The sequence below is a fragment of the uncultured Campylobacter sp. genome, assembly GCF_938045775.1.
Lineage (GTDB): Bacteria > Campylobacterota > Campylobacteria > Campylobacterales > Campylobacteraceae > Campylobacter_B.
In genome coordinates, this window is sequence record NZ_CALIBH010000246.1 from 1 (window position 1) to 14,732 (window position 14,732).

Consider the following 14,732-nt stretch of genomic DNA (forward strand, 5'->3'; position numbering starts at 1 on the left):
TCTTTTTCCAAAATCGCATAGCCTAAATTTCTAGTTCCCGGATCGATTCCTAAAATTTTCATATCCACCTTTCACACTTATTCACAGTTTAATCACCGGTGAATAAACTTAAATTTACCGCAAATTTAGCGAAATTTAGCTAAAATCTTAATCTAATTTGTAAGGGAATTTTATGGCGACGTCGCAAGCACAAGAAATTTTATCGAATTTAGAGAAGGAAATTTTACCTACCGAATACTCTAGATACATTAAAAATTTGAAATTTAACGATAAAAACTCGACCCCGGAATTTTTCATATACAACGCAACTAACGAGTTTATCGCTAAATACACTCAGACAAAATACGGCACTAAAATAAAAGAGCTTATCAAAAAACAGTTTGGGCTCAACGACGTGATCGTCAAAATCACCTCAAAGGCTAAAATTTCGCCGAAAGAAAAGGTAAAAATCATCTCCGAAAAGCCCAAGAGCACCATTTTAAGCGAAAATTATAACTTCGAAAATTTTATCATCGGCGATTCAAATAAATTTGCCTTTGAGTGTTCGGTCTCCGTCGCAAAAGAGCCCGGAATTCGCTTTAATCCGCTCTTTATCTACGGGCCTAGCGGGCTTGGAAAAACTCACTTGCTTCAATCGATCGGAAATTACTGCATCAAAAAGGGAAAGACCGTCATCTGCGTCACCAGCGAGCAGTTCGCTAATGATTTCGTCTTTAATCTCAAAAACAACTCGATCGATAAATTTAAACAAAAATACCGTAACTGCGACGTTTTGCTCATCGACGACATTCAATTTTTGATCGGACGCGATAAAGCTCAAGAGGAGCTTTTTTATACATTTAATGAGCTAAAAGACAAAAACTGCCAAATTGTCCTTACCAATGACCTGCCGCCAAAATTTCTAAAAGGCTTTGAAAGTCGCCTTACAACGCGATTTGAAAGCGGCATAATAGCAAACATTACCCCGCCGGATCTAGAAACAAAAATCGCTATCATCAATAAAAAAAGCGAAGAAAACCGTGTTAAAATTCCACACGACGTCGTAGAATACATAGCCGCAAATATGGGCGATAATATCCGCGAAATTGAAGGCGCGATAAACAAACTAAATGCCTATTCGTCGATACTTCGCACGAAGATCACGCTGGAATTTACTAAAAGTACGCTGCAAGATCAGATCCATCAAAAATATTCAAGTGTGAGCCTCGAACACGTCATCGAGGTCGTCTCAAAAGAGTTAAACATAAAACCTAGCGAACTAAAGAGCAAAACGCGAGCTAAAAACGTCGTCGAAGCACGCCAAATTTGCATATATCTAACCAAACAGTTAACTCAAAACTCAATGCCTAAAATCGCCGCATTTTTTAATCTAAAAGATCATAGCGCCATCAGCAAAAATATCAAAAAAATCAACGAGCTCATTCAAACCGACGAGATATTAAAGATAAAAATTGAAGAGCTAAAAAACAAAATAACCAAAAAGGATAAGAATGAAATTTAAACTTTATGAAAATAAAGTAAAAAAGGTGAATAAAAGTGAATAAAACAAAACTACTTACTCACTGGATAAACTACCTAAAGACAAGCTTTAGGATAAGTTTTTCACAAAAACCGCTTACCAACTACTACAACGATAAAAATTCAAAAGGATAAAAATATGAAAGTATTAATCACTAAAAAACTTTTAGAAGAAATAGTTTCCAATACCAGCTCCTATCTCGATAAGAAAGATCTAAGCTCAATAACTTCACATCTTTTAATGAGCGCTAAAGATGGAATTTTTAGTATAAAAGCTACCGATCATGAAATCGGTTTGAGCTATAATCTACAAAATATATCAATAGAAACAGATGGAGAAGCTACAGCAAATGGAGGCAAGCTCCTTAGCGTTATCAAAGGCTTAAGCGACGATAACGTGACTTTAGAGACCGTTAACGGAGCGCTATTTGTAAAGCAAAAAAAATCCAAGTACAAGCTTCCGATGTTTGAAACGAGGGATTTCCCGAGCTTTCCTACAATAGATGGTAAAAACAGCTTTGACGTAAATGCTGGAATTTTAGGAAGAAGCCTTAAAAAAATATATCCCTCGATCGATACGAACAATCCAAAATATGAGCTAAACGGAGCCTTAATCGACGTAAAAGAGGGATTTTTAAATTTAGTCGGAACCGATACGAAGCGACTTAGCGTTTATAAGCTGATCACTCAGTCAAAAGCGGGCGAGCTCGATACTAAAATTTTAATCCCTAAAAAGGCAATAGGTGAAATTCAAAAACTATTTTCGGATAAAATTAAAATTTACTATGACGAAAACGTGCTGCTAGCGGTGAGCGAGAATTTTGAGTTTTTTACAAAGCTTATTAACGGCAAATTTCCAAACTACGAGCGCGTGATCCCAAGCGATACGGCATATAAAATTTTAATTCCGCGCGATAAGATGGTAAGCGGCGTGCGAGCGATAAACGCGATGTGCGAGGAGATGAAGGTTACCATTAAAAAGGACGGAATGATTTTTGAGAGCATTAACGAAGATAATTCCGAGGCAAAAACCGAGATTGAAGCGGCGATCGAGATAAACGGCGAGATAGTTTTTGGCGTGAAAAACCGCTTTCTGCTTGATTTTTTAAGTAATATTGAGAGTGAAATTTTTGAGCTTGATTTTAACAGCTCCGATACGGCGTTTGTGCTTAGCGCGGATGGCTTAAAAACGGTCGTCATGCCGATAAATAATATTTAAAGGAAAATTATGAAGCAAAATTACGGCGCTAGTAATATTAAAGTTTTAAAAGGTCTTGAGGCTGTTAGAAAGCGCCCCGGAATGTATATTGGAGATACCAATATCGGCGGACTTCATCATATGATTTATGAGGTTGTAGATAATTCGATCGATGAGGCGATGGCGGGGTACTGCGACACAATCGACGTCGAAATCACAAACGAGGGAAGTTGTATCGTTAGTGATAACGGTCGTGGGATTCCCGTTGATATACATCCGACCGAAAAAATTCCTGCCGCGACGGTGGTTCTTACGGTGCTTCACGCAGGCGGTAAATTTGACAAAGACACTTATAAAGTCTCCGGTGGTCTGCACGGCGTGGGCGTTAGCGTCGTAAATGCGCTCTCAAAAAAGCTCGTTGCTACAATCAAACGTGACGGAAATATTTATAGACAAGAATTTGCTAAAGGAATTCCTACTACCGAGCTTGAAAAGATAAAAACTACTAATCGCACGGGCACTACGATCGAGTTTTGGCCTGACGGCGAAATTTTTGAAATTTTAGAATTTGATGATGAAATTTTATCAAAAAGATTTCGCGAGCTAGCGTATCTAAATCCAAAAATCACGATAAATTTTAAAGATAACCGCACGGGCAGGGACGAGCACTTTCATTTTGAAGGCGGTTTGGAAAGCTTCGTAAATGATATGAATAAAGCGCCAGCTATATCCAAAGCCGTATCGTTTAGCGATAGTGCGGATGATGTTATGGTAGATTTTGCGCTTATGTATAACGAAAGATATGAGGAAAAACTGTTAAGCTTCGTAAATAATATCAAAACTCCGGACGGCGGTACTCACGAGGCGGGTTTTAGAGCGGGTCTTACGCGCGCGATAACAAATTACGTCGCGGCAAATGCGGCTGCGCGAGAAAAGGACACGAAGATCACCGGCGATGACGTTCGCGAGGGACTCATCGCGGTAATTAGCGTAAAGGTTCCCGAACCGCAGTTTGAGGGACAAACTAAAGGCAAGCTAGGTTCCAGCTACGTTAAGCCGATCGTACAAAAGATGGCGTTTGAGGTGCTTAGTAAATATTTTGAAGAAAATCCGATCGAAGCGCGCGCCATTATGAATAAAGCTCTTTTAGCCGCGCGCGGTCGCGAAGCGGCAAAAAAAGCACGCGATCTAACGCGCAAAAAAGACAATATAAATTCTGTAGGAACCCTTCCAGGAAAGTTAGCCGATTGCCAAAGCAAGGATGCGAGCATTAGCGAAATTTATCTAGTCGAGGGCGATAGCGCGGGCGGCTCGGCGAAGCAGGGAAGAGATCGCGTGTTTCAAGCGATCCTGCCGCTTAGAGGTAAAATTTTAAACGTAGAAAAGGCGCGCCTGGATAGAATTTTACAATCCGAAGAGATTAAAAATATGATCACGGCCTTTGGTTGCGGTATCGGTGAGGAATTTAACGAAGAGAAGCTCCGCTATCATAAAATTATCATTATGACCGATGCGGATGTCGATGGCAGTCACATCCAGACTCTGCTTTTAACCTTTTTCTTTAGATTTTTGCGCCCTATCGTAGAAAACGGCTATGTTTATTTGGCACAGCCGCCGCTTTTTAGATATAAAAAGGGCAAAAAAGAGATTTATCTGAAAGACGAAAAAGCGCTGAGTGAGTTTTTGATCGAAACCGGCATTGATATGGGCGAGTTTGAAGGTATCGGAAATGAGGATCTGATCGATTATCTAAAAATAGTCTCAAACTACCGCTCGCTTCTTAATGAGCTTAAAAAGCGCTTCAGCGTGCTTAGCGCGATCAGATTTTTGATAGAAAACGACGAAGCGCGAAGCCTTGGTTATGAGGAGCTATTTAAAATTTTAAAACCGCGCCTAGAAAGTGAAGGATTTAATATTTTGAATTCCTACGTAAATGATGAAGGGATTAGAATTTACGTTCAGACGCCAAGCGGTCTAGAACAGCTCGTGATAGATGAGAATTTATTCGGCAATTATATCTTTGAAGAGGCGATCAGAATTTATTCAAAGATCAAAGATCGGGATGTAAATTTTGGAAAGGATTTTATTAAAATTTTAGATGAAATCGAAAAAAGCTCGAAAAAAGGCGCTTATATTCAGCGCTATAAAGGTCTTGGAGAGATGAATCCGGAGCAGCTTTGGGAAACCACTATGAGCCCTGAAAATCGAAGGTTATTAAAAATAAATATCGCCGATGCGCAGAGTGCTAGCGATACCTTTAATCTTTTCATGGGTGACGAGGTCGAGCCGCGTCGAAACTATATCCAAGACCATGCAAAAGATGTAAAACATTTGGACGTTTAGATGCTATTTAGTGAGACCAAAGAGCGCGAAAATCGTTTCATAACGGCACTTAAAATTTCTGTGCCATTTACCTGCGTTTTGATTGTTTTTGGAATTATTTTGTTTCGAAACGGAGAGTTTAAATTTGACGACGTAATTTTATTTTTGATACTTTTAATCTGCTATGTTTATTATGTCATCTATCAAATTTACTTCGGCTTTCAAAAGACGCTAATTGATCCTGTTACTCATGTGTTTGTGCGCGAAGAGATCGAGAAAATTTTAAGCAACGATCTAGCCAAAAATCGTCAAATAAATATTGTTCTTTTGCGAATTAAAAATATTATCGACATAAACGATCGATACGGATATAAAAACGGCGATGAAATTTTATACGAGTATTGTAAGGAGCTTTCAAATTTTATGGCGGAGCAGGGCTTTAAGGACCTTCCGATCGGTCGCTTTATAAACGGCTACTTCGTATTCGGAGTGGAATCAAAAGCTACAAATTTAAGCCATATTTTGCGGATGTTTGAGCATAAAATTTCAAGTCAAACGATCAAAAATGTAGAGATAAAAAGCGAATTTGCAATGCTTCCAAGCTCATATGATCGCAATCTAAATAATATCGTAAATGCGCTATTTTACAAGATAAATCACCTGGACGACGAAGAGCACGGCGAGAAGGCGATCGACGTAGAAAAAGTACTAATCGACGTATTTTCCGCCGACGTTATGGAAGCGATCGATAGTGAAAATTTTAGTTTTAAATATCAGCGCGTCGCAGATAAAAACGGGGTAAAATCTCATATAAATTTAATTCCGAAGCTCGATCTGCGAAGCGGCGAAAAGATCACAAAAAGTAGAATTTTAGATATCTTGCTTCTAAATCATTACGATATTAAATACGATATTTCGATGATGAGACAAATTTCTAGAATCATCTATTTTAAGGATATCGACGCTAAAATTTTTATCGAGATTATGCCTCAGACGCTGCGAAATAACGAGTTTCGCAATGAAATTTTAAAGCTCATTGATAATAACCTAATCGATCCGAAAAAGATTGTGTTTGAGTTTAACGAAAAGCTTATCTATTCTGAGATCAAGCGCTTTGATGAAATTTTAATTAAATTCCGCGAACTCGGATTTAGCTTCGCGCTGTCGCAGTTTGGCGGCTCAAACGCTAGCTTTGAGTATTTAAAGTTTCTAAACGTCGATTTTATAGTTTATGATATAGAATTTAATAAAAATTTAGACGATGAAAAGATTAAAAATATCTTTATAGGCATTAACGAAGCTTGCGCGAAATCGGGCGTTGTAACCGTGATGCGTTTCATCGACAAAGAGGAATTTCAAATGCAACTTTATAAAATGGGTATCGATTATATTCAGGGATTTTGCGTCGAAAAACCGAATGATATATCGAATTTAAGGAGAGTGCAGTGAGATACGGCGAAGAGGAAATTAAGAAATTTGACATCGAAAATTTAGAAGTTTGGCCCAATAAACAGAAGCGCGATTATCTGATAAAAATTACCCTGCCCGAGTTTTGCTGCCGCTGCCCGCGCTCTGGCTATCCGGATTTTGCGACGATCTATTTGGAATATATCCCGGATAAGCTCGTAGTGGAGCTTAAGGCGATTAAAATTTACATAAATTCCTTCATGGATCGCCATATCAGCCACGAGGATAGTATAAATGAAATTTACGGCGCGCTTCAAAGCAAGCTAAAGCCTAAATTTATGAAAATCACGGGCGATTTTAATCCGCGCGGCAACGTCCACACGGTAATCGAAATAAACTCGGATCAAATTTACCGATGATAAGCTCAAATTTAGTCGAACAAATTTTTAAATCCGCAAGTATTAGTCGCTGGAACGATTACCCAAAGATGGTAAGTCTAGTCGAGCTCGACAAGCAGGCGCATAAATTTATCATCGCTTATTTCATCGCTAGTTTTGAGCGCGATGTGGATATCAACTATGTGATAGAAGCGGGGATTTTCGAGTTTTTAGCGCGCATCGTCGTAACCGACATCCGCCCGGACGTCTTTCATCAGATCCAAAAAACCAAGAAAAAAAAGATCAACGAATGGGTTCTAAGTGTCCTGGAAAGCGATCTTTTGCCTATTCAAAATAGCGCTTTTTTCGAGCGATTTAAAAAATATCTAAATTCCAAGGATCATAAGAAAGAAGCGGTGATCTTAAAGGCGGCTAGTTACCTCTCTACGCGGTGGGAATTTAACATCGTCTATCAAACTAGCCAGTTTTTAAACGATATTGAAGAGCTAAAAGCCAAGGTTGAGGAGGAGCTCGAGGATTATTATGAGCTAATCGGCGTGCGAAAGATCGTGATGAACAAAAAACTCGCTCGCATAGTCGATCTTAGCGGCAGACTTCGTTTTCAAAGACGCTGGGCGCAGACGCCGCGCATCCCTGAGACATCGGTGCTAGGGCACATGCTGGTAGTTGCAATTTTAAGTTACTTTTTCTCACTTGAAGTTGGTGCGTGCCGCTCGCGCACGGCGTATAATTTTTTCTGCGCGTTATTTCACGATCTACCAGAAAGTCTAACTCGCGACATTATTAGCCCCGTAAAATACGGCGTCAAGGGCCTTAGCGACATCATCGGCGAATATGAGATGCGGCTAATAGACGATAAAATTTTACCCTTCGTGCCGGAACATATGCGAGATGATTTTAGCTATATTTTAGGCATCCGCAAAGAGGGTGGTAAATTTATAAAAGATGAGTTTGAAAACCGCACCTTCGAGCTAGGCAAGGAGCCTAAATTTGCAGAAGGTAGCCTAAAGATGTTTAACGAAGATAAATTTCGCGCAATCGACGGCAAGGCGCTTAAGTATTGCGACAAACTAGCAGCATTTTTTGAGGCTGGAATTTCGATCAGTTACGGCGTGAAAAGCAAGGAGTTGCTTAGCGGGTATAATTCGATGCTAGAGTTTTTCAAAGCCAAGCCAAAAATCGAAGGCGTCGATTTTCAGAGTGTTTGCGAGGATTTCAAAGAACATTTCGGACTTAATAGGATCGATTTATAAAACCCCTTCCCAGATGGCTGCGGCACATGCGAGATCTAAGTGCTCTGCTGTATTCCTACCCTGAAGCGGTGCCTAAAAAAAGCATTGCACAGGTCTAAGAAAGGGCAATCGGGATTATATGGAAATGTTTCTTAAAGTAAGGTTATAAATGAATTTCAAAAATCATCTTTTATCCGTATTTCGCGAGGTTTTTATCCCTCATCATCGCTCTATTGAGTTCAGAGCCAAAATTTTTGCCGCTATGCTACTTGCCAAAAAGAAGCAGACCGACGAGGATTACGACGCGATCAAAGATATAGCTGGCGAAATTTATCCGGGTGATGAGCAGCGCATCGGCGTGCTGGTCTCCATCGTAAAAGAGTATATCTTAAAGGCGAAAACCTATAAAAGCTTAAATTTAGATTCGCTTTTAAAAGAGATAGACAGAGATATCAAAAATAACAAAAAATATATCAAAAAGATTGATTTTTCACATCTTCGCCGTCTGATTAGCGACGATGACGAGGACGCGTTGATCCAACAGCGCGTGTATGAGTTTTTTGTCTGCGAAGTCAAAGAATACTCGTAAATTTTTATCTTAAGAATTTTTTTAGTATAATCATCAGTTTTTGAAATTATAAACGGAGAGAAATTTGGAAAATATCAGAAATATCGCGGTTATCGCGCACGTTGATCACGGCAAGACCACTATCGTAGATGAGCTTTTAAAACAGTCCGGCACCTTTGGTAATCACCAAGAGGTCGGCGAGCGCGTGATGGACAGCAACGACATAGAGCGAGAGCGCGGCATTACGATACTATCTAAAAATACCGCCATCCACTACGGCGGCGTTAAAATCAACATCATTGACACTCCTGGCCACGCCGATTTCGGCGGCGAGGTCGAGCGCGTGCTAAAGATGGTCGACGGCGTGCTTTTGCTCGTCGATGCGCAAGAAGGCGTTATGCCGCAGACAAAATTTGTCGTGAAAAAAGCGCTATCTTTGGGGCTCAGACCTATCGTAGTCGTAAATAAGATCGACAAGCCTGCAGCCGATCCGGACCGCGTGGTAAATGAAATTTTCGATCTTTTCGTAGCGCTTGACGCAAACGACGAGCAGCTTGAGTTCCCCGTCATCTATGCCGCGGCTAAAAACGGCTATGCAAAATACGATTTAAGCGATGAGAGCACCGATATGAAGCCGCTTTTTGAGACGATTATCTCTCACGTCCCTACTCCGAGTGGTAGCGACGATAATCCTTTGCAGCTGCAGGTTTTCACGCTTGATTACGACAACTACGTCGGTAAGATCGGCATCGCTAGAATTTTTAACGGCACGATAAACAAAAACCAAAGCGTTATGCTAGCCAAAGCCGACGGTACGCACATCAACGGCAGAATTTCAAAACTCATCGGCTTTAACGGGCTTGAGCGCGCCGACATTGACGCGGCGGGCACCGGCGACATCGTGGCGATCGCGGGCTTTGACGCGCTTGACGTAGGCGATAGCATCGTCGATCCCAATAACCCGATCCCGCTTGATGCGCTGCATATCGAAGAGCCGACCCTTAGCGTAATTTTTAGTGTAAATGACGGACCGCTAGCCGGCACGGAGGGTAAATTCGTAACCTCAAACAAGATCGACGAGCGCTTGGAAGCGGAGATGAAAACCAACATCGCGATGCGCTATGAAAACGCGGGCGAGGGCAAATTTAAAGTAAGTGGCCGAGGCGAGCTGCAGATCACGATTTTGGCCGAGAATATGCGCCGCGAGGGCTTTGAGTTTTGCCTCGGGCGTCCGGAAGTTATCATCAAAGAGATCGACGGCATCAAATGCGAGCCTTTCGAACACTTAGTTATCGACGCGCCCGATGATTGCACCGGCACTGTCATCGAAAAGCTCGGCCGCAAAAAGGCCGAGATGAAGGTGATGAACCCTACCGGCGACGGGCAGACGCGTATGGAGTTTGAGATCCCGGCGCGCGGTCTTATCGGCTTTCGCTCGCAGTTTTTGACCGATACTCGCGGCGAAGGCGTAATGAACCATAGCTTTTTGGAATTCCGCCCTTTCATCGGCGCGGTCGAGAAGCGACAAAACGGCGCGCTCGTGAGCATGGAAAACGGAGTGGCGCTGGGATACAGCCTGTGGAACCTGCAAGATCGCGGCGTGCTTTTTATCGCTCCGCAGGCGAAGGTCTATCTGGGCATGATCATCGGCGAACACAGCCGTCCGAACGATCTGGACGTTAATCCGATCAAGGGTAAAAATTTAACCAACGTCCGCGCTAGCGGTAGCGACGATGCGATCAAGCTCGTGCCGCCGCGTGCGCTAAATTTAGAGCGCGCACTGGAGTGGATCGAGGAGGACGAGCTTGTGGAGGTTACGCCCGTAAATATCCGCGTGCGTAAGCGATACCTTGATCCTACGACGCGCAGACGAATGGCGAAAAAATAAAATTTCAAAATGAAATTTTAAAATTCGGCGTGAAATTTAGCTTTAAATTTCACGCTTTTTTTATAGACAAATTTTAAAATTTACGCTTCTGAAATTTTGCTAGGAGAGGCAATGAATCTTGTTTTATTCGACTTTGACGGCACGATCACGCGCGATGATTCGCTGCTCGAGTTCGTCGCCTACGTAGTCGGATTTAAGAAATTTTTTCGCGGGATTTTGGTGCTATCTCCCATTTTGGCGGCGTATAAATTAGGTCTTGCGAGCAATAATTTTACGCGCAGAAAGCTCTTGGGCTACTTTTTTGCAGGTATGAGCGCCGATAAATTCGATAAAATTTGCAAAAAATACTCCACCACCCACATCGAAGACATCCTAAAACAAAGCGCGATGGACAAGATCGCAAGCTACAAAGCCGCGGGCGATAGGGTCGTCATCGTCACCGCCTCGCTCGAAGACTGGCTGCGCCCGTGGTGCGACGCGCAGGGCTTGGAGCTTTTAGGCACCAAAATACGGCGCAAAGGCGGCATCATCACGGGCGAGATCGAGGGGCAGAACTGCTACGGCGCGCAAAAGGTCGCTCGCGTGCGCGCAGCATACGACGTTCAGGCTTTCGATCGCGTTATCGCTTACGGCGACAGCAGGGGCGATCGCGAGATGTTAGAATTCGCCGACGAGGCGCACTACAAGGCGTTTGAGTAAAATTTAACGACTGAAAGCTGAATAACAGCATCTGCGGCGACTGCGCTTTTGCTGAGAGCTAGGTTTCGCCTTACGCGGAATTTTATCCTTTTAAATTTATCACGCTTATCTGCAGGATTCTACACCACAGGATAAATTTTATATTTCATCACAGCGTAAAAGCCATGAGTTACGAAATTGTGTTGCAGCACGGGATTTTAAAATTCTCGGTGCAGATAAAATTTTAAAATTTCGTCGTGCGTAAAATTTTAAAATTCTATCGTAGCGTGGAATTTTGCTCCGAATGGAATAGATGTTTTTAAACCGAGCGTGAGATAAAATTTTAAATTTTGAAATTTTGCGGAATTTCTCGCTTACTAAAATTTCAAAATTTGCAGGTTTCAGAATATCTACTCGCCGCGTGCGAAGCGGAATTTTAAAATTTCAAAATTCCGCGCCTTAGAATTCTAAGGCCTAAAGCATGTTGTAAATTCCGTCTAGCAGGAAGTATTTTTTATCCGCAGTGCCGCGGTAAAACGGCTCGAAAGTGTCCTCATAAGCCTTTTTGAAAAAGCCCTCTTTGCTTAGCTTAATTAGATCGGCATTGATGAAATCAAGCAAGCTTTGATTGCCTTTTTGCACGCCGACGCCTAAGAATTCCGCTGCGCCTAGGTTTTTAAACGGCACTTCGAGCGTATCGTCCACGACAGCATAGGCTAGGACGATGATGTTGTCATTGGCGTAACCGTCGGCTCTGCCGTCCTTCATCATCGCATAGCACTCGGAGGTATTTTTGCAGTAAACTAAATTGCTAAATTTCTCTTTGCGCAAATAGCGCTCGGTCATCGAGCCGTTTGGGTTCTTTTCAATTGAAATCCTCATATCGCGAACCTGCGCAAAGTCCTTCACTTGATCCTCTTTACGCGTTACAATGCCAAAATTTACCGATAGATACGGCAGTGAGAAATCCACCTGCTTCTTACGCTCTTGCGTAATCATAAAGGTGCCGATAACCATATCGACCTTGTTATTTTTCAAAAACGGGATTCTATCGCCTGCGGTTACGGCTACGAACTGCACTTCGCCCTTTTTATCTCCGAAAATGTCTTTGGCGATTGAGCTAGCAAGCTCGATTTCAAAGCCCTCAAACTTGCCGTTATTAGACTCGCTTAGCGGCGGACGACCTTCGCGCACGCCCACTCTGATAACCCCTGCTTGCCTGATTTCATCTAGTGTATTTGCAAAAATGCTAGCGCAGAATAAGGCTAAAATAAAAAGTAATCTCATAAAAAGCCCCCTACTTTTTAGTCTTCGGAATAATTATAGCACTATATATTTTAGAGAAAATAAATGCAAGCGGTTTAAAATTCAATCACCGCGCGTATGCAAGTTTGAAATTTAGGGGCGAATCGGGGATTTAAAATTTCGCAAATTCTAAATTTTAAATCCCAAGATTTATTCGTTATGCAAACTGCCTTCGATAAATTTTATATTTTAATTTCTAGCTCGCTTTTATAGCAAGTCATAAATTCCATCTAAAAGGAAGTATTTTTTATCCGCCGTACCGCGGTAAAAAGGCTCGAAAGTGTCCTGATAAGCCTTTTTGAAAAAGCCCTCTTTGCTTAGTTTTACAAGCTCTGCGTTGATAAAATCAAGTAGCTCCTTATTTTCTTTTTGCACTCCGATACCGATGAAATCGGGTTTGCCGAAGTTTTGAAACGGCACTTCGAGCGTATCGTCCACGACGGCGTAGGCTAGCACCGTGATATTTAGATTGACGTATCCGTCGGCTTTGCCGTCTCGGATCATCGCGTAGCATTCGCTAGTGCTTTTGCAGTAGCTTACGTTGCTAAATTTCTCTTTTTTGAGGTAATTATCTACGGTCGTGCCCTCTTCGGTTATGAGCCTCATATCACGCAAACGCGATATATCTTTGATGGCGTCCGCTTTGCGAGTTAGTACGCCGAGATTGGTCGAAAAATACGGCATCGAGAAGTCCACGTGATTTTTGCGCGCCGAATCGATTACGAAGGTAGCTGCAACTATATCGACTTTATTATTGACTAGATACGAGACGCGATCGGCGGCGCTTAGAGAGACAAACTGCACTTCGCCTTGTTTGGCACCGAAAATCGCCTTTGCGATCGCATTGGCAAGCTCGATCTCAAAGCCTTCAAATTTACCGCCGCTAATCTCGCTAAAAGGCGGTCTGCCATCTCTGACGCCGACTCTGATGACGCCGCTATTTCTGATCTCTTGCAGCGTGTTTGCAAAAAGCCCCGCACAAAGCAAGATCAAAGTAAAAAGTAGTTTCATTTGCCGCTCCTTTGTTTAGGTTATTTATGGCTAATTCTAGCGAAATTAAAATCAAAAGGCGCTTTTTTGGGCTAAATTTATTTGCCGTTTGCTTTTTATGAAATTTCAAGGCGCCATTAAATTTAGCCTTAGATTTGATATAATCGCGCAAAATTTAAGCGAGGGCGATATGAAAAATTTTATCTTTTTGTGGCTTTTACTTGCGGGCTGCGCTTTCGGCGCCGATAAAGAGGATGCAGCTTCTACTACGCAACAAGCGGCGTCAAATTTGCCGCAGCCGAATTTTGAGGCCGTATATGACGATAACGCCAGCGACGAGCAGATCGATGCGGGCTTGGACGCACTTTTAGCCTTCGCGGCGCAAAACAGGGGCAGGATCGACGAGGATTTCGGGGAGTTTAAAGATAGAATTTTCACCGCTTTCATTTTTAATCCAAAGGTGCTGCGAAATTCAAAATTCGACTTCGAGCGGATAGAAAAAATCCTTAAATTTAAACCAAATCTCAATTACGGCGGAGACGGCGGTTTTTTCTCGCCGCTAAAGCTCGCAATCTTTTTCGGCTCGAAATTTAGCGGTGAGATGGCGAAGCTTTACCATTTTGATAAAGCCGATGCGATGCGGCTTTTAGAGCTTTTGGTACAAAACGGCGCGGACGTCAAGGCTAGCGGGCTGCTGCGAGATGCCGCGGCAAACGATAATTTTGAGGCATTTAAGTTTTTGATTGCAAACGGCGCGCGAGATACGAAAGACGTGGTCGGCTCGGTTGCGGGCAGCGAATTAATATTTTTAAGCGACAACAACGTTTCTATTCTCGGATATAAGGAGGCGCTGCCGCTTGCCGCGAGGGAGTTTGCCGCGGGCGCTAAATTTAAAGAATTCCGTGACGGGAGGCTACGCTATGTGGAGGAAATGTTAAAATTTCAAAGCTTTGCGAGCATCGATAAAAAGGAGATCGAAACGCTTATCAAAGTAGCTGTGGTGCTGGATGACGAGATGACGGCGGAGTTTTTGCTCGCTCACGGCCTTTGCAAGCAGAAGGGGCTTTGCGAATTTCTAAAAGTGCAGGCAAAAACTTACGACGCTGCAAAAATTTCTAAAATTTTAAGCCGTCAAAAGGGCTAAATTTTAAAATTTGAGCAGCTACGGCGTGTCAAGCGGATAAAATCGCTATTATAATTGCGTCAGTCGCAGCCGCCCTACTTTGTC

At 42.4% G+C, this 14,732-nt stretch carries 12 protein-coding genes and 1 other RNA gene; 10 read left to right on the top strand and 3 right to left on the bottom strand.

Features of this window, described 5'->3' with window-relative positions; genetic code table 11:
- The first annotated feature begins 172 nt into the window (after positions 1–172).
- From dnaA to Q0238_RS10205, 6 genes are all read left to right on the top strand, one after another.
- Positions 173–1,501, top strand: a complete 1,329-nt coding sequence (gene dnaA, locus Q0238_RS10180; protein WP_297945751.1) for a chromosomal replication initiator protein DnaA — start codon at positions 173–175, stop codon at positions 1,499–1,501.
- Between the two features lie 156 nt (positions 1,502–1,657).
- Positions 1,658–2,737 carry a DNA polymerase III subunit beta gene (dnaN, locus tag Q0238_RS10185; protein WP_297945754.1) on the top strand — a complete coding sequence of 360 codons (1,080 nt, stop codon included), beginning with the start codon at positions 1,658–1,660 and terminating at the stop codon, positions 2,735–2,737.
- Between the two features lie 9 nt (positions 2,738–2,746).
- Positions 2,747–5,059, top strand: a complete 2,313-nt coding sequence (gene gyrB, locus Q0238_RS10190) for a DNA topoisomerase (ATP-hydrolyzing) subunit B (protein WP_297945756.1) — start codon at positions 2,747–2,749, stop codon at positions 5,057–5,059.
- Entirely contained in the window at positions 5,060–6,487 is a 1,428-nt protein-coding gene (locus Q0238_RS10195) for an EAL domain-containing protein (RefSeq protein WP_297945758.1), read from the top strand. It begins immediately after the preceding gene.
- The gene (queF, locus tag Q0238_RS10200) at positions 6,484–6,864 is read left to right on the top strand and encodes a preQ(1) synthase (RefSeq protein ID WP_297945760.1); all 381 of its coding nucleotides are present in this window, start codon (positions 6,484–6,486) and stop codon (positions 6,862–6,864) included. Before Q0238_RS10195 ends, queF begins: the two co-directional genes overlap by 4 nt.
- A complete protein-coding gene (locus Q0238_RS10205; RefSeq protein ID WP_297945762.1) occupies positions 6,861–8,096 on the top strand; it encodes an HD domain-containing protein in 1,236 nt (411 codons plus the stop codon). The genes queF and Q0238_RS10205 overlap by 4 nt, the downstream gene beginning before the upstream one ends.
- 3 nt (positions 8,097–8,099) lie before the next feature.
- Here Q0238_RS10205 and ffs read toward each other — a convergent pair.
- An RNA gene (ffs, locus tag Q0238_RS10210) (signal recognition particle sRNA small type) lies at positions 8,100–8,197 on the bottom strand.
- 47 nt (positions 8,198–8,244) lie between these two features.
- On the opposite strand from ffs, the gene Q0238_RS10215 reads away from it, so the two are divergent.
- The 3 genes from Q0238_RS10215 to Q0238_RS10225 all read left to right on the top strand — a co-directional run bounded on the left by Q0238_RS10215 (position 8,245) and on the right by Q0238_RS10225 (position 11,230).
- Positions 8,245–8,664: a hypothetical protein gene (locus Q0238_RS10215; RefSeq protein WP_297945764.1), complete on the top strand. Its 420-nt coding sequence runs from the start codon at positions 8,245–8,247 to the stop codon at positions 8,662–8,664.
- A gap of 64 nt (positions 8,665–8,728) precedes the next feature.
- Positions 8,729–10,531: a translational GTPase TypA gene (gene typA / locus Q0238_RS10220; protein ID WP_297881489.1), complete on the top strand. Its 1,803-nt coding sequence runs from the start codon at positions 8,729–8,731 to the stop codon at positions 10,529–10,531.
- A gap of 111 nt (positions 10,532–10,642) precedes the next feature.
- Positions 10,643–11,230, top strand: a complete 588-nt coding sequence (locus Q0238_RS10225) for an HAD-IB family hydrolase (protein WP_297896884.1) — start codon at positions 10,643–10,645, stop codon at positions 11,228–11,230.
- A gap of 453 nt (positions 11,231–11,683) precedes the next feature.
- Here Q0238_RS10225 and Q0238_RS10230 read toward each other — a convergent pair whose 3' ends face one another.
- Complete coding sequence (locus Q0238_RS10230) at positions 11,684–12,496, bottom strand: transporter substrate-binding domain-containing protein (protein ID WP_291938866.1); 813 nt, start codon at positions 12,494–12,496, stop codon at positions 11,684–11,686.
- 225 nt (positions 12,497–12,721) lie between these two features.
- Entirely contained in the window at positions 12,722–13,525 is an 804-nt protein-coding gene (locus Q0238_RS10235; RefSeq protein WP_297945766.1) for a transporter substrate-binding domain-containing protein, read from the bottom strand.
- 97 nt (positions 13,526–13,622) lie between these two features.
- On the opposite strand from Q0238_RS10235, the gene Q0238_RS10240 reads away from it, so the two are divergent.
- Positions 13,623–14,648, top strand: coding sequence for a hypothetical protein (locus Q0238_RS10240; protein WP_297945768.1), 1,026 nt, complete (start codon positions 13,623–13,625; stop codon positions 14,646–14,648).
- Positions 14,649–14,732 lie beyond the last annotated feature (84 nt).

Bases quoted from the DNA above. Each gene is read 5' to 3' on its own strand.
- dnaA (WP_297945751.1), top strand. From the start codon at position 173: ATGGCGACGTCGCAAGCACAAGAAATTTTATCGAATTTAGAGAAGGAA.
- Q0238_RS10205 (WP_297945762.1), top strand. From the start codon at position 6,861: ATGATAAGCTCAAATTTAGTCGAACAAATTTTTAAATCCGCAAGTATT.
- Q0238_RS10225 (WP_297896884.1), top strand. From the start codon at position 10,643: ATGAATCTTGTTTTATTCGACTTTGACGGCACGATCACGCGCGATGAT.
- Q0238_RS10235 (WP_297945766.1), bottom strand. From the start codon at position 13,525: ATGAAACTACTTTTTACTTTGATCTTGCTTTGTGCGGGGCTTTTTGCA.
- Q0238_RS10195 (WP_297945758.1), top strand. From the start codon at position 5,060: ATGCTATTTAGTGAGACCAAAGAGCGCGAAAATCGTTTCATAACGGCA.
- Q0238_RS10230 (WP_291938866.1), bottom strand. From the start codon at position 12,496: ATGAGATTACTTTTTATTTTAGCCTTATTCTGCGCTAGCATTTTTGCA.
- Q0238_RS10215 (WP_297945764.1), top strand. From the start codon at position 8,245: ATGAATTTCAAAAATCATCTTTTATCCGTATTTCGCGAGGTTTTTATC.
- gyrB (WP_297945756.1), top strand. From the start codon at position 2,747: ATGAAGCAAAATTACGGCGCTAGTAATATTAAAGTTTTAAAAGGTCTT.
- dnaN (WP_297945754.1), top strand. From the start codon at position 1,658: ATGAAAGTATTAATCACTAAAAAACTTTTAGAAGAAATAGTTTCCAAT.
- Q0238_RS10240 (WP_297945768.1), top strand. From the start codon at position 13,623: ATGAAATTTCAAGGCGCCATTAAATTTAGCCTTAGATTTGATATAATC.